General features: G+C 72.9%; 15 protein-coding genes. 10 read left to right on the top strand and 5 right to left on the bottom strand.

Annotation, left to right across the window (positions count from 1 at the left end; genetic code table 11):
* Window positions 1-12: 12 nt before the first annotated feature.
* A complete protein-coding gene (locus tag ACFV6I_RS17245; RefSeq protein WP_380426084.1) occupies window positions 13-2,004 on the bottom strand; it encodes a S9 family peptidase in 1,992 nt (663 codons plus the stop codon).
* Between the two features lie 272 nt (window positions 2,005-2,276).
* Here ACFV6I_RS17245 and ACFV6I_RS17240 point away from each other — a divergent pair, with 272 nt between their 5' ends.
* The 7 genes from ACFV6I_RS17240 (at window position 2,277) to ACFV6I_RS17210 (ending at window position 14,139) form a co-directional block, all read left to right on the top strand.
* Window positions 2,277-4,001: an acyclic terpene utilization AtuA family protein gene (locus ACFV6I_RS17240; RefSeq protein ID WP_380426082.1), complete on the top strand. Its 1,725-nt coding sequence runs from the start codon at window positions 2,277-2,279 to the stop codon at window positions 3,999-4,001.
* The gene (locus ACFV6I_RS17235; protein WP_380426080.1) at window positions 3,998-5,596 is read left to right on the top strand and encodes an acyl-CoA carboxylase subunit beta; all 1,599 of its coding nucleotides are present in this window, start codon (window positions 3,998-4,000) and stop codon (window positions 5,594-5,596) included. The genes ACFV6I_RS17240 and ACFV6I_RS17235 overlap by 4 nt, the downstream gene beginning before the upstream one ends.
* A 79-nt stretch (window positions 5,597-5,675) precedes the next feature.
* Entirely contained in the window at window positions 5,676-7,736 is a 2,061-nt protein-coding gene (locus tag ACFV6I_RS17230) for an acetyl/propionyl/methylcrotonyl-CoA carboxylase subunit alpha (protein WP_380426078.1), read from the top strand.
* A 13-nt stretch (window positions 7,737-7,749) separates the two neighbouring features.
* A complete protein-coding gene (locus ACFV6I_RS17225) occupies window positions 7,750-8,922 on the top strand; it encodes an acyl-CoA dehydrogenase family protein (RefSeq protein WP_380426076.1) in 1,173 nt (390 codons plus the stop codon).
* Between the two features lie 200 nt (window positions 8,923-9,122).
* Entirely contained in the window at window positions 9,123-10,760 is a 1,638-nt protein-coding gene (locus ACFV6I_RS17220; protein ID WP_380426074.1) for an AMP-binding protein, read from the top strand.
* A 143-nt stretch (window positions 10,761-10,903) separates the two neighbouring features.
* Complete coding sequence (locus ACFV6I_RS17215) at window positions 10,904-11,524, top strand: TetR/AcrR family transcriptional regulator (protein WP_363373469.1); 621 nt, start codon at window positions 10,904-10,906, stop codon at window positions 11,522-11,524.
* 146 nt (window positions 11,525-11,670) lie between these two features.
* On the top strand, window positions 11,671-14,139 hold the full coding sequence (locus tag ACFV6I_RS17210; protein WP_380426072.1) for a SpoIIE family protein phosphatase: 2,469 nt from the start codon (window positions 11,671-11,673) through the stop codon (window positions 14,137-14,139).
* A gap of 56 nt (window positions 14,140-14,195) precedes the next feature.
* Here ACFV6I_RS17210 and sph read toward each other — a convergent pair whose 3' ends face one another.
* The 3 genes from sph to ACFV6I_RS17195 form a co-directional block, all read right to left on the bottom strand.
* Complete coding sequence (sph, locus tag ACFV6I_RS17205; RefSeq protein ID WP_380344006.1) at window positions 14,196-15,191, bottom strand: sphingomyelin phosphodiesterase; 996 nt, start codon at window positions 15,189-15,191, stop codon at window positions 14,196-14,198.
* Window positions 15,192-15,379: 188 nt separating this feature from the next.
* Window positions 15,380-15,595 (bottom strand): DUF397 domain-containing protein, encoded by a 216-nt coding sequence (locus ACFV6I_RS17200; protein WP_380372005.1) that lies wholly within the window; start codon window positions 15,593-15,595, stop codon window positions 15,380-15,382.
* Window positions 15,592-16,419, bottom strand: a complete 828-nt coding sequence (locus tag ACFV6I_RS17195; RefSeq protein ID WP_380372008.1) for a helix-turn-helix domain-containing protein — start codon at window positions 16,417-16,419, stop codon at window positions 15,592-15,594. The genes ACFV6I_RS17200 and ACFV6I_RS17195 overlap by 4 nt, the downstream gene beginning before the upstream one ends.
* Before the next feature lie 124 nt (window positions 16,420-16,543).
* Between ACFV6I_RS17195 and ACFV6I_RS17190 the strand changes: the two genes are divergently transcribed.
* Both ACFV6I_RS17190 and ACFV6I_RS17185 read left to right on the top strand, forming a co-directional pair.
* Window positions 16,544-16,807, top strand: a complete 264-nt coding sequence (locus tag ACFV6I_RS17190) for a hypothetical protein (RefSeq protein WP_380426070.1) — start codon at window positions 16,544-16,546, stop codon at window positions 16,805-16,807.
* Complete coding sequence (locus tag ACFV6I_RS17185) at window positions 16,804-16,977, top strand: hypothetical protein (RefSeq protein ID WP_380426068.1); 174 nt, start codon at window positions 16,804-16,806, stop codon at window positions 16,975-16,977. Before ACFV6I_RS17190 ends, ACFV6I_RS17185 begins: the two co-directional genes overlap by 4 nt.
* A 291-nt stretch (window positions 16,978-17,268) precedes the next feature.
* On the opposite strand, the gene ACFV6I_RS17180 is transcribed toward ACFV6I_RS17185, so the two are convergent.
* Window positions 17,269-17,484, bottom strand: a complete 216-nt coding sequence (locus ACFV6I_RS17180) for a DUF397 domain-containing protein (RefSeq protein ID WP_380426066.1) — start codon at window positions 17,482-17,484, stop codon at window positions 17,269-17,271.
* Window positions 17,485-17,787: 303 nt separating this feature from the next.
* On the opposite strand from ACFV6I_RS17180, the gene ACFV6I_RS17175 reads away from it, so the two are divergent.
* Window positions 17,788-18,849 (top strand): methyltransferase domain-containing protein, encoded by a 1,062-nt coding sequence (locus tag ACFV6I_RS17175; RefSeq protein WP_380426065.1) that lies wholly within the window; start codon window positions 17,788-17,790, stop codon window positions 18,847-18,849.
* Window positions 18,850-18,957 lie beyond the last annotated feature (108 nt).

The raw sequence follows: 18,957 nt of genomic DNA, 5'->3' as shown, positions 1-18,957 counted from the left end.
GTGCTTACGGGCCTACAGCCAGCGGTCGTACCAGGCGCGGATGCGCCGGAGGGCGTCGAGTTGATGGGCGCGCTCGCGCAGCCCGTGGCCCTCTCGGGGGTAGACGACGAACTCGTGCTCGACGCCGAAGTGGCGCAGTGCGCGATGGAAGTGGACGGCCTGGCCGAGTGGCACGTTGGTGTCCTGCTCGCCGTGCAGGATCAGGACCGGGGTGCGGATCCGGGACACGTGGGAGATCGGGCTGTTCCGGTCGTGGAGGTGCGGTCCCGGCCCGTTCCAGCCGGTGCTGCCGCCGAGCGCCGCGTCCATGACTCCCCACTCGCCGGTCCCGGCCTGCATGCCCCAGTCGGTGATGCCGGCGCCCATCATGGCGGCCTTGAAGCGCTCGGTCTGGCCGATGGCCCAGGCCGCCATGAAACCGCCGTGGCTCCAGCCGGAGATGCCCAGGCGTTCGGGATCGGCGACTCCCTCGGCGACCAGGAGGTCGATCCCGGCGAGGATGTCGGTCCACTCGTCGCCGCCCACCGCGCCCGCCACCACGGCGGCGAATTCATGGCCGTGGCCCGACCCGCCCCGGGGATTGGGCAGGAAGACCGCGTATCCGGCGGTCGCCAGCCACTGCCCGCAGTCGACCGCGGTGAGCGTGAACTCGTCGGCATGGCGGAAGTAGGGGCCGCCGTGGACCATGGTGACGAGCGGGAACGGGCCCTGGCCCCGAGTCCGGCCGGGCGGCAGGATCAGCAGGCCGTCCAACTGGAGTCCGTCGGAGGCCTGGTAGCCGAGCCGTTCCTGGACACCCCAGCGGATCCCGCGCAGTTCGGGACTGGTGTCGCTGAGCCGGAGCAGTGGCCCGCCCGTGGGTCCCGCGTGGACGTTCCTGGGCTCGCGCGCGGTGCTCATCAGCACGGCGAGGGTCTCTCCGGAGTGGCTCGCAGTGAGCCCGGCGAGCGTGCCGGGCGTGCCGAACGTGCCTGGCGTGCCGGGCGCGCAGGACAGTCGGTGGAACCGCAGCGACTGCGGATCGAGCCGGTGCAGCGCGGTGTCCAGCCCGTCGGCGAACAGCGCCAGCGGCGGCCCGTCGGCGACCTGCACCAGCTCGGTGGGGCAGGCGGGCATGCCGACCGTGAGATTGCGCTGTTCGACGGTCGGGCCGGTCGCCGGCGGGACGGTGTCGATCACGGCGAGCGCGCCGACCAAGTGCCCGGGGGTCACCGCCAGGTGGGCCAGATGCCATTCACCGTTGTCATTCCACCAGACCGGGGACTGCGCCTCGAATCCGACCGGGCCCAGGTCCTGGACGGCTCCCGTCTCCGGGGCGACCAGGTGCAGTCCTGCCGTCGTGACGCCGGGGTCGAGTTCGGGGGTGGCCCAGCTCAGCACGGCCAGCGGGCCGCCGTCCGGACGCTGGGCCACCTCCACGACATGGCGGTCTCCGAGGCCGTCCACGGTGCGGACCACGCCGGTCGCCAGGTCGAGCAGGCGCAGCCGGGTGGCGGGGAGGTGCCGGCCCCAGACCTTCGCGTCGTCACCCTCGGCCTCCCGGTGTTCGTCCTCCGGAGTGGGCTCGTCCTCGGCGAGCAGCGCGACGATGCGGCCGTCGGCGAGCGGGTAGTGGTCGCCGATGCCCCCGCGCCACCTGGTCAGGGGCTCCGCCTCGGCGCTGTCCTCGCTGCCGTCCAGAAGGATCCGCTGGAGTTGAGCGGTGCCCCGCTCCTCGCGGTCGGAGGTGAAGAACAGGAAAGCCGAGTCCGGCGCCCACTTCGGGGCGGCGGCGCGGGCCGTGCCGTCGGTCAGCCTGCGCGGGGCCGCGCTGCCATCGGCGGCGGCGACCCAGACCGAGCTGTGCGGCCGTCCGTCCCTGCCACTGTTCGCGACCACGCCGTAGGCGACCAGGCGGCCGTCGGACGAGATGGCCGGGGCCACGGGGGAGGCCATGTCCACCACCAGTTCCGCGGTGAGCAGGTCGGTCGATTCGGGAGTCGGTCGCGGTGCAGGCTGCGGCATGCGGACTGCCTTTCACTCGCCAGTACGACGGACGGACATCCTGTCGCACGGACGGGCCGGTGTCAGTCGGGTTTCGGAGAATCAGGCCAGGCAAGGCAGGGCAGGGTAACTGTCGCCGAATCAGTGAGGCTCAGGGGTGCGTGGTTCGACGCGAACGGCGGAGCCATCCTGAAACAAGCAGGCGTGATTGCTTTTTTCTGCGCCCGGTGCCACGCTGCTGCCCGGCGGCGCTCGTGTGGGAGCGTCGCCAACCCGTCGGCAGGGGAGGCGCTTTGGCGCGCGAACGCTCGGTACTGCGGGTCGGCAACGCCTCGGGGTTCTACGGGGACCGCTTCGCGGCGGTGCGGGAGATGCTCACCGGCGGGCCGCTGGACGTGCTCACCGGGGACTACCTGGCGGAGCTGACCATGCTCATCCTGGCCCGGGACCGCCTGAAGGACCCGTTCCTCGGCTACGCCCGGACGTTCCTGCGGCAGATGGAGGAGTGCCTCGGCCTGGCGCAGGAGCGCGGGGTGAGGATCGTGGTGAACGCGGGCGGGCTGAACCCGGCCCTGCTCGCCGCCGAACTGCGGAACCTGGCGCAGCGCCAGGGTCTTGCGGTGGCCGTCGCCCACGTCGAGGGGGACGACCTGCTGCCGCGCAGGAGCGAACTCGGCTTTCCCGAAGGGCTGTTGGCCGCGAACGCCTACCTCGGCGGCTTTGGGGTGGCGGCCTGTTTGGCCGCGGGCGCCGAGGTGGTGGTCACCGGGCGGGTCACGGATGCGGCGCTGGTCGCCGGGCCCGCGATCGCCCACTTCGGCTGGACGGCGGCGGACCTCGACGCCCTCGCCGGGGCGGTGGTCGCCGGGCACGTGCTGGAGTGCGGCGCCCAGGCGACGGGCGGGAACTACGCGTTCTTCCGCGAGCACGACGTCACCCGCCCGGGCTTCCCGATCGCCGAACTGCACGCCGACGGCTCCAGCGTGATCACCAAGCACCCGGGCACCGGCGGCGCCGTCACCGCGGGCACCGTCACCGCCCAACTCCTGTACGAGACGGGCGGGGCGCGCTACCTGGGCCCGGACGTCACCGCCCGGCTGGACACCGTGCGGCTCGCCGAGGAGGGGCCGGACCGGGTCCGGATCGACGGGGTGCGCGGCGAGGCGCCGCCGCCCACGCTGAAGGTGGGCCTGAACCGGCTCGGCGGCCACCGCAACGAGGTGGTGTTCGTCCTCACCGGCCTCGACATCGAGGCCAAGGCCGACCTGGTGCAGCGGCAGTTCCTGGACGCCCTGCCGCCCGCCGCCCGGCCCGCCGAGCTGCGCTGGACGCTCGCCCGGACCGACCACCCGGACGCCGGCACCGAGGAGGCCGCCTCCGCCCTGCTCCGGCTCACCGCCCGCGACCCGGACCAGGCCAAGGTCGGGCGCGAACTGGGGAAGGCCGCCGTGGAGTTGGGGTTGGCCGGCTATCCGGGCTTCCACCTCACCGCGCCGCCCGGCCCCGGAGCGCCGTACGGGGTGTTCGCCGCCGCGTACGTCGACGCCAAGGCTGTCGAGCACACCGCCGTGCTGCCGGACGGCCGCCGGATCGCCGTCCCGCCGGCCCCGGTGACGAGCCGGCCGGCCGAGACCTCCGAAGAGCCGAAGCTCCCCGACGCACTCCCTGACGGACTCCCCACCGGCCCGACCCGCCGCGCCCCGCTCGGCCTGGTGGCCGGCGCCCGCAGCGGCGACAAGGGCGGCGACGCCAACCTCGGCGTCTGGGCCCGATCCGAGGCGGGCTGGCGCTGGCTCGCCCACACCCTCACCGTCGACAAGCTGCGCGAACTCCTGCCCGAGACCGCTGACTTGCCCGTCACCCGGCACCTGCTCCCGAACCTGCGCGCGGTCAACTTCACCCTCACCGGCCTGCTCGGCGAGGGCGTCGCCGCCCAGCACCGCTTCGACCCGCAGGCCAAGGCGCTCGGGGAGTGGCTGCGCTCCCGCCACCTCGACATCCCGGAGGCCCTGCTGTGACCGTGCTGCCCACCCGCGTCGACCCGGCCGGGCCCGAGTACGCCGAGTACCGGGCCGCGATGCTCGCCAAGCTGGCCGGGCTGGACGCCGAGCACGCCAAGGCGCTGGCCGGTGGCGGCCCCAAGTACGTGGACCGCCACCGCGCCCGCGGCAAGCTGCTGCCGCGCGAGCGGATCGAGCTGCTGGTCGACCCGGACTCGCCGTTCCTGGAGCTGTCGCCGCTGGCCGCCTGGGGCAGCGACTACCCGGTGGGCGCGGCGCTGGTCACCGGCATCGGCGTGATCGAGGGCGTGGAGTGCCTGATCACCGCCAACGACCCGACCGTGCGCGGCGGCGCCAGCAACCCGTGGACGCGGCGCAAGGCCTTGCGCGCCAACGAGATCGCGTTCGACAACCGCCTCCCGGTGGTGAACCTGGTCGAGTCCGGCGGCGCCGACCTGCCCAGCCAGAAGGAGATCTTCATCCCCGGCGGCGCGCTGTTCCGCGACCTCACCCGGCTCTCCGCGGCCGGAATCCCCACCGTGGCCGTGGTGTTCGGCAATTCGACGGCCGGCGGCGCCTACGTGCCCGGCATGTCGGACCACACCGTGCTGGTCAGGGAGCGCGCCAAGGTGTTCCTCGGCGGCCCGCCGCTGGTCAGGATGGCCACCGGCGAGGAGGCCGACGACGAGTCGCTCGGCGGCGCCGAGATGCACGCCCGCACCTCCGGTCTGGCCGACCACTTCGCGGCGGACGAGGCGGACGCGCTGCGGCTGGCCCGCCGGATCGTCGCCCGGCTGGACCACCGCAAGCCGGGCCCGTCGCCGGACCGGCTGGCCGAGCCGCCGAAGTACGACGAGGAGGAGCTGCTGGGCATCGTCCCGGGCGACCTCAAGGTGCCCTTCGATCCGCGCGAGGTGATCGCCCGGATCGTCGACGGCTCCGACTTCGACGAGTTCAAGCCGCTCTACGGCACCAGCCTGGCCACCGGCTGGGCCCGGCTGCACGGCTACCCGGTCGGCGTGCTGGCCAACGCGCAGGGCGTGCTGTTCAGCGCGGAGTCCCAGAAGGCCGCCCAGTTCATCCAGTTGGCGAACCAGCGGGACATCCCGCTGCTGTTCCTGCACAACACCACCGGCTACATGGTCGGCCGGGCGTACGAGCAGGGCGGCATCATCAAGCACGGCGCGATGATGATCAACGCCGTCGCCAACTCCCGGGTGCCGCACCTGTCGGTGCTGATCGGCGCGTCCTACGGCGCCGGCCACTACGGCATGTGCGGGCGGGCGTTCGAGCCGCGCTTCCTGTTCGCCTGGCCGAGCGCCAAGTCCGCGGTGATGGGCCCGCAGCAGCTCGCCGGCGTGCTGTCGATCGTCGCCCGGCAGTCGGCCGCCGCGAAGGGGCAGCCGTACGACGAGGACGCGGACGCGGCGATCCGCGCCATGGTCGAGCAGCAGATCGAGGCCGAGTCGCTGCCGGTCTTCCTGTCCGGGCGGCTGTACGACGACGGCGTGATCGACCCGCGCGACACCCGTACGGTGCTCGGCCTGTGCCTGTCCGCGATCCACAATGCGCCGGTCGAGGGCGCGCGCGGCTACGGCGTCTTCCGGATGTGAGGCCGAGCTGTGAGACGGAGCCGCGAGACCGAGCTGCGAGACCGAGCCGCGAGGCCGAGTTGTGAGGGGCACCCGAGACATGATCACCAACCTGCTGGTCGCCAACCGTGGCGAGATCGCCCGCCGGGTCTTCCGCACCTGCCGGGCCCTGGGCGTCGCGACCACCGCCGTCCACTCCGACCCGGACGCCGGGGCCGCGCACGTCCGTGAGGCCGACGCGGCCGTGCGGCTGCCCGGCGCCGCGCCCGCCGACACCTACCTGCGCGCCGACCTGATCGTCCGCGCCGCGCTGGCGGCGGGCGCGGACGCCGTCCACCCCGGGTACGGATTCCTGTCGGAGAGCGCCGAGTTCGCGCAGGCCGTGCTGGATGCCGGGCTGGTCTGGGTCGGCCCGCCGCCGGCCGCGATCGCCGCGATGGGCTCCAAGACGGCGGCCAAGCGGCTGATGGCCGCGGCCGGGGTGCCCGTGCTGGACGCCCTGACCGACCCCACCGAGGCCGACCTGCCGCTCCTGGTCAAGGCGGCGGCGGGCGGCGGCGGGCGCGGCATGCGGGTGGTGCGCACGCTCGCGGAGCTCCCCGGCGAACTGGCCGCCGCCCGCGCCGAGGCGGCGAAGGCCTTCGGCTCGGACGAGGTGTTCTGCGAGCGCTACCTGCCCGCCGGGCGGCACGTCGAGGTCCAGCTGCTGGCCGACGCGCACGGCACGGTCTGGGCGGTCGGCGACCGCGACTGCTCGCTCCAGCGGCGGCACCAGAAGGTGATCGAGGAGGCCCCGGCCCCCGGCCTGCCCGAGGCGGTGCGCGCCGGGCTGCACGCGGCGGCCGTCAGCGCCGCCCGGGCGATCGGCTACACCGGCGCCGGTACCGCCGAGTTCATGCTCGGCGAGGACGGCCGGTTCCACTTCCTGGAGATGAACACCCGCCTCCAGGTCGAGCACCCGGTCACCGAGGCGGTCACCGGACTGGACCTGGTGGCGCTCCAACTCGCCGTCGCCGAGGGGGAGCGGCTGCCCGGGCCGGTCCCGCCGCCCGCCACCGGCTGCGCGATCGAGGCCCGGCTGTACGCGGAGGACCCGGCGAAGGACTGGCAGCCCGCCACCGGCACCCTGCACCGCCTCGAACTCACCGTGCCGTACCAGGAGTTCGGTGGGCAGGGCGTCCGGCTGGACTCCGGCGTGGCGGCCGGCGACGAGATCACCCCGCACTACGACGCGATGCTCGCCAAGGTGATCGCCTGGGCGCCGACCCGCGCCGCCGCCGCCCGCCGGCTGGCCGACGCGCTCGCCCGCGCCAGGGTCCACGGGCCCGCCACCAACCGGGAGTTGCTGGTCCGCGCGCTGCGGCACCCGGCCTTCCAGGCCGAACGCCTGCACACCGGCTTCCTGGCCGAGCACGCGGCCGAGCTCACCGCCCCGGACGGCAAGGAGACCGCGCGCGCCGCCCTGGCCGCCGCCCTCGCCGACGCCGCCGCCCGGCGCACCGGCCCGCACGGCGCACTGCCGTCGGGCTGGCGCAACCTGCCCTCGCAGCCGCAGTCCAAGCGCTACCGCGCCGACGACGGCGCCGAGTTGGAGGTCCGCTACCGCCTCACCCGGGACGGCCTGCGGGCCGACGACCACCCGCAGGCGGAGCTCCTGGACGCCTCGCCCGAGCAGGTCACGCTGCGCGAGGGCGCCGTCCGGCGCGACCACCGCGTCGCGCGCTACGGCGACCGGGTGTACGTCGACACCCCGGACGGGGGCATCGCGCTCACCGCCCTGCCGCGCTTCCCCGACCCGGCCGCCCGGACGGACCCGGGCGCGCTGCTCGCCCCGATGCCCGGCACTGTCGTGCGCACCACCGCCGCCGTCGGCGACACCGTCACCGCCGGTCAGCCGCTGCTCGTCCTGGAGGCGATGAAGATGGAACACCGCGTCACCGCCCCGGCCGACGGCGTCCTGGTCGAACTCCGCGCCGTCCCCGGCCGGCAGGTCGAGCTCGGCGCCCTGCTCGCCGTCGTGCAGTCTGCCCCAGGGCCCGAGGCCGGGCCCGCCGCACCGCCCGAGGCCGGGCCCGCCACAGATCCCGCCGCCGGGTCCGCCGCAGAACCTGCCGCCGAGCCCGCCGCAACAGCCGCCGTCCAGCCCGCCGCAGAAGCCTGAGGAAGGACCCCGCATGTCCACCATCGGCAGTCAGCTCATCGAGACCCCCGAACGCCGGGCCCTGCGCCAGGCCGTCGGCGACCTCGGCCGCCGCTACGGCTCCGCCTACTACATGGCCAAGGCACGGGCCGGCGAGCCCGCCGACGAGCTGTGGGCGGACGCCGGCAAGGCCGGCTACCTCGGCGTGAACCTGCCCGCCGAGTACGGCGGCGGGGGCGGCGGCGTCACCGATCTGGCCATCGTGCTGGAGGAGTTGGGTACGGCCGGCTGTCCCCTGCTGCTGCTCATCGTTTCCCCGGCGATCTGCGGCACCGTGATCGCCCGCTTCGGCACCGAGGAGCAGAAGCGGCGCTGGCTGCCCGGACTCGCCGACGGCAGCCGCAAGATGGCCTTCGGCATCACCGAGCCGGACGCCGGCTCCAACGCGCACCGGATCTCCACCGTCGCCCGCCGGGACGGCGGGGACTGGCTGCTGACCGGCCGCAAGGTGTTCGTCTCCGGCATCGACCACTGCGACGCCGTGCTGTTCGTCGCCCGCACCGAAGACGCCCGCACCGGCAGGCTCAAGCCCTGCCTGTTCATCGTCCCGCGCGACGCCGCCGGCTTCGAGTACCGGGCGATACCGATGGAACTCGTCGCCCCCGAGAAGCAGTTCCAGGTCTTCCTGGACGACGTCCGGCTGCCCGCCGACGCCCTGGTCGGCGACGAGGACGCCGGCCTGCTGCAGCTGTTCGCCGGCCTCAACCCCGAGCGCGTGCTGACCGCCGCGTTCTCCCTCGGCCTGGCCCGCCAGGCCCTCGGCAAGGCCGTCGAGTACGCGAAGACCCGCACCGTCTGGTCCACCCCGATCGGCGCCCACCAGGGCCTGGCCCACCCGCTGGCCCAGTGCGCGGTGGAGATCGAGCTGGCCCGGCTGATGACCCAGAAGGCCGGGCTGCTCTACGACGCGGGGGAGGACCTGGCCGCCGGGGAGGCCGCCAACATGGCCAAGTACGCGGCCGGCGAGGCCGCCGCCCGTACCGTCGACCAGGCGGTGCAGACGCTGGGCGGCAACGGCCTCACCCAGGAGTACGGGCTGGGCGCGCTGCTGGCCGCCACCCGGGTCGGCCGGGTCGCCCCGGTCAGCCGCGAGATGGTGCTCAACTACGTCGCCCAGCACACCCTCGGCCTCCCGAAGTCCTATTAGTCCGCAGCGCCGGACGCACCGCACCCAGCGGACGCACCCACCGGACGTACCCGCCGGGCGTGCCCCCGGTGGGTCACCAGAGGGACATCTCGGCGAACTTTGCAGTGGCGGACGTCATGGTCCGTATGCTCCTGTTCGTACCCTCGGTCGACCTTTCGCCGCGCCAGTCGATGCGTCAACTACCTTCCTGGAGGCTTACTTTGGTGTTCCGCAGCGAATTCCCGGACGTGCCGACGGTGGACCTGCCGATCCATGACGCGGTACTCGGCGGCGCGGCGGCGTACGGCGACGGGCCGGCCCTGATCGACGGCGTCACCGGGGAGCGCGTCAGCTACGCGCGGCTCGCCGCCGGCGTCGAGCGGGTGGCCGCCGGGCTGGCCGCGGCCGGGGTGCGCCAGGGCGATGTGGTGGCCCTGTTCAGCCCCAACACGCTCGGCTACCCGACGGCCTTCTACGGCGCCACCCGGGCCGGCGCCACCGTGACCACGGTGTCCTCGATGGCCACGCCCGCCGACCTGGCCGGGCAGCTCGGCGACAGCGGCGCCCGCTGGCTGGTGACCGTCTCCCCGCTCCTGCCGACCGCCCGAAAGGCCGCCGCCCTGCTCGCCGAGCAGGGCGGCCCACTGGCCGAGATCCTCGTCCTGGACGGCGCCGAGGGCCACCGCTCGCTCGCCGACCTGCTGGCCACCACCGGCCCCGCCCCCGGGATCGCCATCGACCCCGGCCGGGACGTCGCCGTGCTGCCCTACTCCAGCGGCACCACCGGACTGCCCAAGGGGGTGATGCTCACCCACCGCTCGATCGCCACCAACCTCGCCCAGTGCGACGCCCTCTACCGGCCCGCCGTGGGCGAACGGGTGCTCGCCGTGCTGCCCTTCTTCCACATCTACGGCCTGACGGCGCTGCTCAACCAGCCGCTGCGCTGCGGCGCCACCGTGGTGGTGCTGCCCCGCTTCGACCTGGAGCAGTTCTGCCGCACCATCGAGGAGCAGCGGGTGCAGGCGCTGGTGGTGGCCCCGCCGATCGCGCTCGCCCTGGCCAGGCACCCGGTCGTGGACCGCTTCGACCTCTCCTCCGTCGAGTACCTGCTGTGCGCGGCCGCCCCGCTGGATCCGGAGCTCGCGGCCGCCTGCGCCCGCCGCCTGGGCCTGCCGCACCTGCTCCAGGGCTACGGCATGACCGAGCTGTCCCCGGTCACCCACGTGGTCTCCCCGCTGGAGCGCGACCCCTCGCCCGGCTCGGTGGGGCGGCTGATCCCGTCCACCGAGCTGCGGGTCGCCGCCCTGGACGGCGCCGGCGAGGACCTCGGGCCCGGCGAGCCGGGCGAGCTGCTGATCCGCGGCCCGCAGGTGATGAAGGGGTACTTCGGCCGCCCCTCCGACACCGCCGCGGTGGTCGACGCCGAGGGCTGGCTGCACACCGGCGACGTCGGCTTCGTCGACGACCGGGGGTACCTGTACATCGTCGACCGGGTGAAGGAGCTGATCAAGTACAAGGGCTACCAGGTGGCCCCGGCCGAGCTGGAGGCCGTGCTGCTCGGCCACCCGCAGATCGTCGACGCCGCCGTGATCGGCGTCCCGGACGCCGACGGCACCGAGTGCCCTAAGGCCTTCGTGGTCCGTGCGCCGGGCAGCGGCCTGAGCGCGGAGGAGGTCACCGGCTTCGTGGCCGGGCTGGTGGCCCCGTACAAGAAGGTCCGCGCGGTGGAGTTCGTCGAGGCCGTCCCCAAGTCGGCGGCCGGCAAGATCCTCCGGCGCGAGCTACGGGCCCGCGAGGCCTCGCGCCGTGCGTCGGCCTCCGTCTCTACTTCCGCCACCGCCCCCGAGGCCTCCCGCTGAGCGGCCGGGCCCCCGGCGGCCGAAGACCGGCGCCCGTCTGTGAGGATCGACCCGCCGAGCACGGCGGGCCCGCCGGGAGCGACGGGCCCGGCGGGCGCGACCGGCCCGCCGAGCCCCCACCGGAACAGGAACCGCCGCCAGCCATGACCAGCCACCCCGCCGCCCGCGCCCCCCAGCAGGACCGCAGCCGCGCCACCCGGGCCCGGCTGCTCGCGGCGGCCGTGGACTGCCTGGCCGAGCTCGGCTGGCACGGCTCCACCGTCACCGTGGTCGCCGAGCGCGCCGGAGTGTCCCGGGGCGCAGCCCAGCACCACTTCCCGACCCGCGAGGACCTGTTCACCGCGGCCGTCGAGCACGTCACCGCCGAGCGGCTGGCCGCCGTCCGCGCCCACACGGGCGAGCTGCCGGCCGCCGGCCCCGACCGCACCCGGGCCGTCGTCGACATGATCGTGCGCCTCTACACCGGCCCGCTGTTCCGCGCCGCCCTGCACCTGTGGACGGCCGCCGCCACCGAGGAGCCGCTGCGCGAGCGGATCATCGCCCTGGAGGGGCACGTCGGCCGGGAGGCCCACCGGGCCGCCGTCGAGTTCCTGGACGCCGACGAGACCCGCCCCGGCGTGCGCGAGTCCGTGCAGGCCACCCTCGACCTCGCCCGCGGGCTGGGCCTGGCCAACCTGCTCACCGACGACAGCGTCCGACGATCCGGGGTGATCCGGCAGTGGACCGGCGTTCTGGAGAGTACGCTGCGGCCGGTACGCCCATGACTCCCGTACTACCGGAACGGCCGGACGACCCCTGACCAAGGGGTCGCCGGGCGGCCGATGTCCGTGCAGTCTGGAGAAGAATCCCGGCCGGCACGGACCGTGAGGCCCCCGGCCGGGCACGAGCCGAACCGGGGTGCTGCCTGATCATGCACGGAAACGAGTGGGACGTGACCTCCGCCGCCGGCCCCGCACCGGGCGCCACCCCCGTACGCCCCGAAGGCCACCGACTCGTCCCGCTCGCGACGGCCCTGCTCCAGGGCGACGGCCTGATCCTGCACTGGAGCGAGGACGCCGAGGCGCTGCTCGGCTACTCCGCCGAGGAGGCCGTCGGCAGCTACGCCGCCCAGCTGCTCACCGACGGCACCGACCGCCCCGAGGTGCTGTCCCTGTTCGCCCACATCATGGGCGGCTCCGCCGGCTGGTCCGGCGTCTTCCCGGTCCGCCACCGCGACGGCCACAAGGTCGACCTGGAGTTCCGCACCTACCCGATCGCCGGCCCGGCCGGCACCCTGCTGCTGCTCGCCACCGCCTCCGACATCCGCGCCCTCCAGGCGGTCGAGGCCGACCTCGCCGTCCTGGACGGCGTCTTCGACCGCTCGCCGATCGGCATGGCCGTCTACGACACCGAGCTGCGCTACGTCCGGCTCAACGAGGCGCTCGCCCGGATGAACGGCGTCCCCATCGCGGCCCACCTCGGCCGCCGGATACCCGCGGTGCTGCCCGGCATCAACAGCGTCGAGATCGAGCAGACCATGCGGCAGGTGCTCAGGAGCGGCAAGCCCGTGGTGGACGCCCGCTCCCACGGCCGGGTGCCAGGGGACCCGAAGCGCGACCGCGCCTGGTCCGCCTCCTACTTCCGGCTGGAGGACTCCACCGGCCGGGTCTTCGGCGTCTGTTCCTCGATCATCGACGTCACCGAGCGCTTCCAGGCCGAGGCCCGCGCCGCCCGCGCCCAGGAGCGGCTCGCCACCATCGCCGAGGCGACGGCCCGGATCGGCACCACCCTCGACCTCCAGCGCACCGCCGAGGAGCTGATCGAGGCCGTCGTCCCCCGGTTCGCCGACTTCGCCACCGTCGACCTGCTGGAACCGGTGCTGCGCGGCGCCGAACCCACCCCCATCCCCTCCGACCGGACGGTCACCCTGCGTGCCGTCGCCGTCGGCGAGTCGTACGAGTCGGGCCTCGCGCACGCCGTGGACACCGTCGGCGAGACCTCCGAGTACGCCCCCGACCGCAGCTACACCCAGTGCCTGCGCAGCGGCCGCCCCCTGCTGCGCGCCCACGTGGACGCCGAGGTGCTGCGCGGCCTGGTCTCCAGCGAGGACCGGGTCGAGCCCGGCATCGCGGCGGGCATCCACTCGTACCTGATGGTGCCGCTCACCGCCCGGGGCATGGTGCTCGGCGGCTCCGAGTTCATCCGGATGCGCAACTCCGAGCCGTTCAGCGACGCCGACGTGGCGCTCGCCGAGGAACTGGTCGCCCGCACCGCGCTGGCCATCGACAACGCCCGGCTCTACCGGCGCGAGCGGGAGACGGCGCTCACCCTCCAGCGCAGCCTGCTGCCGCAGGAGATCCACCGCACCCTGGGCCTGGAGATCGCCTACCGCTACCTGCCCAGCAGCGTGGTCAGTGAGGTCGGCGGCGACTGGTTCGACGTCGTGCCGCTGTCCTGCGGCCGGGTCGCCCTGGTGGTCGGCGACGTGATGGGCCACGGCATCCGGGCCGCCGCCACCATGGGCCAGCTGCGCACCGTCGCCCGGACGCTCGCCACCCTCGACATGCCGCCCGAGCAGGTCCTCACCCGCCTGGACGAGACCGCCTCGGGCATCGGCGAGGGCCAGTTCGCCACGTGCATCTGCGCCGTCTACGACCCGCTGGAGCGCACCGTCCAGATCGCCTCGGCCGGCCACCTGCCGCCGATCTGGGTCGCCCCCGACGGCACCGCCCGCCGGGTCGAGGTGCCACCCGGCGTGCCGCTGGGCGTCGGCGGGGTGGCCTTCGAATCGATCGAGTTCACCCTGCCCGAGGGCGGCATGGTCACCCTCTACACCGACGGCCTGGTCGAGCGGCGCGGCCAGGACCTCGACGACGGCATCGACCTGCTGGCCGACACCCTCGCCGGGCCCGGCCGGACCCTGGAGGAGAACTGCGACGCCGTCCTCGGCGCACTGGTCACCGACGGCACCGAGGACGACATCGCGATGATCATGGCGCGGGTCCTGCCGCTGCCCGCCGACCGGATCGCCACCCTCCCGCTCACCGGCGGCGGCCGGCTGCCCGGCAAGGCCCGCCGCTTCACCCGCGCCACCCTGGACGCCTGGGGCCTGACCGCCCTCTCCGACTACGCCGAACTGCTGGTCAGCGAACTGGTCACCAACGCCCTGCTGCACGCCGACGCCCCGCGGCGGCTGCGGCTGTTCCGCGACCGGGTGCTCACCCTGGAGGTCTCCGACGCCGGCGGGGCGACCCCGCAGCTGCGCCCCTTCGCCGAGCAGGACGAGGGCGGGCGCGGCATGTTCCTGGTCAGCGAGCTGGCCCAGCGCTGGGGCAGCCGGCTGACCAGGGACGGCAAGGTGGTCTGGGCGGAGCTGGAACTGCCCTTCGGGGCTGCTTAGTTCCCCGCGGGTTGGTCCCCTGTCAGTGTGCTTCCCCGGTCAGTTCGCTTCTCCGGTCAGTGCGCGGCGAGCGGGTAGTGGTCGGAGAGGTCGGTGTAGGTGTAGCTCTTGCCCCAACTGCTCACCGTCCACGGCGCGCTGTGCGTGCGCAGGACCTGGTTGGTGTACTGCTGCGGTCGGGCGTGGTCGGCCCGGTAGAGCACGTAGTCCAGGTCCTCCTTGGGCTCGCCCGGGTAGCGGTAGGCGGCGATGGAGTTGTCGGCGGTGTCGAAGGAGTACGGCCAGCCGGTGCGGGCGGAGGCCGGCGCCAGGTTGGCGTTGTCCAGCAGGGCCTGGTACTCGGAGCCGTGCGAGTCGATGTTGAGGTCGCCGGCGAGCAGGATCGGCTCGTTCGCCGGGATCTGCTTGGCGTCCAGGAAGCCGCGCATGGCCGTGAGCTGCTTGGCCCGGATGGCGGCCGGCTGGCCGCTGGAGCAGCCCGAGTCGGTGGACTGCAGGTGGGTGCCGACCACGTGGGTGCGCTGGCCGTTCACGTTCAGCACGGCGTAGACGAAGCCCTTGTTCGAGAAGTAGTCCGAGCCGCAGGCGTCCTTGTAGACGTACTGCTCCTTGCGCAGGATCGGCCACTTGCTGAGCAGCGTCACGCCGCCGTCCTCGGGGGTGGCGGAGCTGTAGCTGCCGGAGGTCGCGTCCCAGCCGCTGGTGGAGCGGCCGACGACCGGGGTGTGGTACGGGTAGGCGGCCGAGGCCTTGGCGGTCAGGGCGTCGGAGGCCGCGTTGTCGAAGGCCTCCTCCAGGACGACCACGTCGTGGCCCTGGAAGAAGTCCGCCGAGGCGATCGCCTGCGCCCGGTACTGCTGGCCCCAGTTGGGGTAGAGGGTCGTGCTCATCAGGAACGTGTTGTACGTGAGGACGTCCAGCGCGGGCGCGGTGACCGGGGCGCTCTCGGTCGTGGCGCCGGTGGCAGCCGTGGCGGGGGCGGTGGCGAGCGCGCCGAGCACGGCGGCGGCAGCGCAGGCGGCGGCGGCCTTGCGGAGGGACGACAGCGGCATTGGGGCTCCGTGAGGGTATGACGTGAACGCGACGGTCAGCGGATGGTGTACATCCAACGTCGCCGCCCGCACGGTGCACAAGACCGCGCACGAGCATTCGGTGAACGCAGTTGAAACACTGTCACCGCCCAGAACGCGCGAGCCCCACCACCCGTCGTGGGTAGTGGGGCTCGCGAGAGTCGTGCGCGTCAGACCTCGCCGAACTCGCCGGCCTGGACAGCGGCGACGAACGACGACCAGGCGTCGGCGGGGAAGACGAGAGCAGGACCCTCGGGGTCCTTGGAGTCACGGACGGGCAGTACACCCGGGAAGCCAGGAGCCACCTCGATGCAGTTGCCCCCGTTGTTGCTGTAGCCGGACTTACGCCACTCGGCACTGGCCAGGTTGGGGATGGGGCCGGTCATTCATAGTCCTTCCGAACAGCGCGGATCTTGGCAAGCGAAGCCACCTTGGAAAGTGACTCCACCTGGAGCTGATCGTAGTCACGGCTCCACGCCTCGACCGTCTTGCGGTCCCGTTCCAGGATGCCACGTGCCTGTGACTCCGCATAGCCGATGGTGGAGCGATCCGGCAGGGTCAACAGAACGATGGGCATCGTGAACGGGATGTGCTCGCCAAGCGTCACCGGGGCTACCTGGAGTGTGAGAAACGGGAGTTCGGCCAGGCTCTCAAGGTGCCGAAGCTGTGCCTGCATGACGGCCGGGCCTCCGACGGGTCGGCGCAGGCAGCTCTCGTCCATGACCGCGTGAAGCACGGGGATGCGTTCGGCTCGGATGATTTGCTGCCGATCCATGAGGAAGGCGACTCGTTGTGCGGCCTGCTCCTTGGTGATGCTGCCTCGGAGAACTGCGGCGTTCGCCAGGGCGCTTGCATACTCCTCGGTCTGGAAGAGTCCCGGGACCACGTTCAGCTCGAACGTCCGTATCTTCCGGCAGCGGGCCTCCTCCCTGGCGAACTCTTCGAACCCCTCCAGCAGGCTGGCGTGCTCGATCTGGCGGAACAGTTCCCGGAACTTGTCCCCTGTATCGAGCGCTTGATCGGCTGCCGTGGCGAAGTTAATGGTTACGGGCTTCTTAGCTCCTTCGACGTACGACACCAGGGCGTGACTGAAGCCCATGATCTTGGCGAGCTTGGTCTGGGAGAGGTTCCTCGCACGCCGTGACCTGCGAAGCTCGTTTCCGAAGCGGATGGCCGGAGATGACGGTTGATCAGTCTCCTCGAACTCCATGATTCACCGTGCCTTGTAACTCGACGAAACGGTCAAGGGTTAAGCCCTTCCGATCGTAGAGGCTGTCGCGCCACCATGGCTACATCAAGTGACACGCCGAGAGCGAAGCGCTACGGAGACTCCCATGCCCGAAAACCCGAAATCCGCGCTGCCCGACTTCGTCCGCAACGAGGTGGTGCGGGACCTGAAGCACCGAGACGACGACGGCCAGCCGAAGGAGGGGGTCTTCATGGAGATCCTCTGCGGGGCGGCCTTCCTGAGGCCGCTCGGCGGGGGGTGCGAGTGGACGATCAGGCCCGATCAGCTGCGACGGTGCGACCCCAGGGAGATCGCGCCGGGCACGGGGAGCAACTCCCAGCGTCGGCCGATGTTTCCGGAGCCGGCGTGACCTCGGGGGAGATGCTGCTCGCCGGGCTGCACCTCAGCTCGTTGGCGGCCGGCGGCTTCACCGCCGTGGCGGGGACGACGCAACGAAACGCGGTCGAGGCGGGTGACGAGCCGACCACCGAGCCGCCGGTTCAACGCCCGTGCAGATGCGGCATGTTCGTGCCGGACTGACAACACGCTCCCGCCACCGCGCCGCGAGTACTCATCCCGCGCGGCGGCGGGGTTCAACGCCCGTCCGTGAAGGACAGTCACGGACGGGCGCCGGCAGGCCTACCTCCCCTGCCGGCCGGCTCCGAGGGCACGTTGGCGCCAGACCCTCGCCGAGCCACACCGCTCCCCGCCGAAATCGCCGCTCCGGCGGGGAGCGGCCACCCCTCGATCGGAGCTGCTCCCGCCGCAGTTCCTTCTGACGCGCGAGCCCCACTGCCCATCGTGGGCAGTGGGGCTCGGACAAGGTGCGCGTCAGACCTTGCCGAACTCGCCGGCCTGGACGGCGGCGACGAACGATGACCAGGCGTCGGCGGGGAAGACGAGGGCAGGGCCCTCGGGGTCCTTGGAGTCGCGGACGGGCAGTACACCCGGGAAGCCGGGAGCTACCTCGACGCAAGACCCGCCATTGTTGCTGTAGGTGGACTTACGCCACTCGGCGCTGGCCAGGTCAAGGGTGGGGCCGGTCATTCATGCTCCTTCCGAGCAGCGCGGATCACGGCAAGTGAAGCCACCTTGGAGAGCGACGACTCCACCTGAAGCCGATCGTGGTCACGGCTCCATGCCTCGACCTTCCTGCATTCCCGTTCCAGGAAGTCCGAACCGGCCACCGGGGGTTGCGGGCTGGACGCGATTCCTCCCGGCCGTGAACGGCCGGGGCTCCGCACGAATTCATTGAAAGGATCCCGAGGCATGACACGCATCCCATGGGAAGGACAGGCCGCCGATCTGGCCGATCGGGCGACCGATCCGGACTCCCGATGGCGGAACCCGGTGGCCGGCGTTCCCCGGCACGAACTGGTCCCCAGGTGGTGGGAGCCTGCCGAGGGCGGCACTTGGCAGCTTCAGGTAGGGGAAGCGAACCCGGATTTCTGGCTCCAACGGGCCTACGGGAACGAGTCCCTGGTCACCAGCGTGGGCGGGTTGCACGCGGACCACGCGAAGCCGGATGACCGCCCGACCGGGCTGCCAACGTCGTCGGCCACGCTCACGCCGCTCGTGGTCAAGATGCTGCGGCACGGCCGGATCGCCGCCGAGCACGACCTGCTGGACATCGGCACCGGCGCAGGCGGGCTGACCGCCATTGCCGCCACGCGGCTCGGTTCGGATCGCGTGACGAGCGTGGACATCGACGGGTACCTGGTCGACGCCGCGCGGGACCGCCTCGCAGGCATGGGGCTGAGCCCTCACTTCGTCACTCAGGACGCCACCGACGCCCTCCCGGGCGACTACGACCGGATCGTGGCCACCGTGTCGGCCCGCCCCGTCCCGGTCCCGTGGCTCCAGGCGCTTCGGCGCGGTGGACGGCTCGTCACCACCATCGCGGACACGGCGCTGATCCTGACGGCCTGGAAGACCCCGGACGGCGGAGCGACCGGCGTGATCGAGCGCGACTGGGCGGGCTTCATGACCACGCGCCACGGCTCCGCCTACCCGCCCGGCTTGGACGAGCTGTTCAAGACCGCCCGCGAAGCCGACGGGGAGAACGTCAAGCTCTTCCGTTGCCCGGTCACCGACATCCGCAACAACTGGGAAGTCTGGTCGATGCTCACGATCAACATCCCGGGCATCGAAGTCGACTTCGAGGAGACGCCCGAGGGTCGTACGGCCTGTCTCGCCCATCCGGACGGGTCATGGGCGCGCGCAGAGGCCACGAAGTTCGAGCCGCCGACCGTCCACCAGAGCGGCCCCCGCCGCCTGTGGTCGGAACTCGAATCCATCCGGAACTGGCGGGAAGTGGAAGGCGGCCTGCCGCTCTACGGCTGTCGCGCCGTCGTCACCCCGGACGGCGTGATCCACCTGTCCCGGGGCCGGTGGTCGGCCACCATCGGCTGACCGTGACCGGACGGCGCCGTCCGGCTTCTCCAGGGCGGGGCCCGGGGGGGAACGGTTCCCTGGGCGGCGATGTGGGAGCGCCCCAACCCCACACGGTGTGGGGGGGGT

This window comes from Kitasatospora sp. NPDC059803, from assembly GCF_042732255.1.
Classification (GTDB): Bacteria; Actinomycetota; Actinomycetes; order Streptomycetales; family Streptomycetaceae; genus Kitasatospora.
The sequence above is the reverse complement of the archived record's forward strand: the minus strand, read 5'-3'. Positions and strand labels throughout refer to the sequence as shown.

What these genes read in the sequence shown, in the direction of transcription:
- ACFV6I_RS17210 (WP_380426072.1), top strand. Translation starts at nt 11,671, where the DNA reads ATGCACGGAAACGAGTGGGACGTGACCTCCGCCGCCGGCCCCGCACCG.
- ACFV6I_RS17180 (WP_380426066.1), bottom strand. Translation starts at nt 17,484, where the DNA reads ATGACCGGCCCCACCCTTGACCTGGCCAGCGCCGAGTGGCGTAAGTCC.
- ACFV6I_RS17190 (WP_380426070.1), top strand. Translation starts at nt 16,544, where the DNA reads ATGCCCGAAAACCCGAAATCCGCGCTGCCCGACTTCGTCCGCAACGAG.
- ACFV6I_RS17200 (WP_380372005.1), bottom strand. Translation starts at nt 15,595, where the DNA reads ATGACCGGCCCCATCCCCAACCTGGCCAGTGCCGAGTGGCGTAAGTCC.
- ACFV6I_RS17245 (WP_380426084.1), bottom strand. Translation starts at nt 2,004, where the DNA reads ATGCCGCAGCCTGCACCGCGACCGACTCCCGAATCGACCGACCTGCTC.
- ACFV6I_RS17195 (WP_380372008.1), bottom strand. Translation starts at nt 16,419, where the DNA reads ATGGAGTTCGAGGAGACTGATCAACCGTCATCTCCGGCCATCCGCTTC.
- ACFV6I_RS17215 (WP_363373469.1), top strand. Translation starts at nt 10,904, where the DNA reads ATGACCAGCCACCCCGCCGCCCGCGCCCCCCAGCAGGACCGCAGCCGC.
- ACFV6I_RS17230 (WP_380426078.1), top strand. Translation starts at nt 5,676, where the DNA reads ATGATCACCAACCTGCTGGTCGCCAACCGTGGCGAGATCGCCCGCCGG.
- sph (WP_380344006.1), bottom strand. Translation starts at nt 15,191, where the DNA reads ATGCCGCTGTCGTCCCTCCGCAAGGCCGCCGCCGCCTGCGCTGCCGCC.
- ACFV6I_RS17225 (WP_380426076.1), top strand. Translation starts at nt 7,750, where the DNA reads ATGTCCACCATCGGCAGTCAGCTCATCGAGACCCCCGAACGCCGGGCC.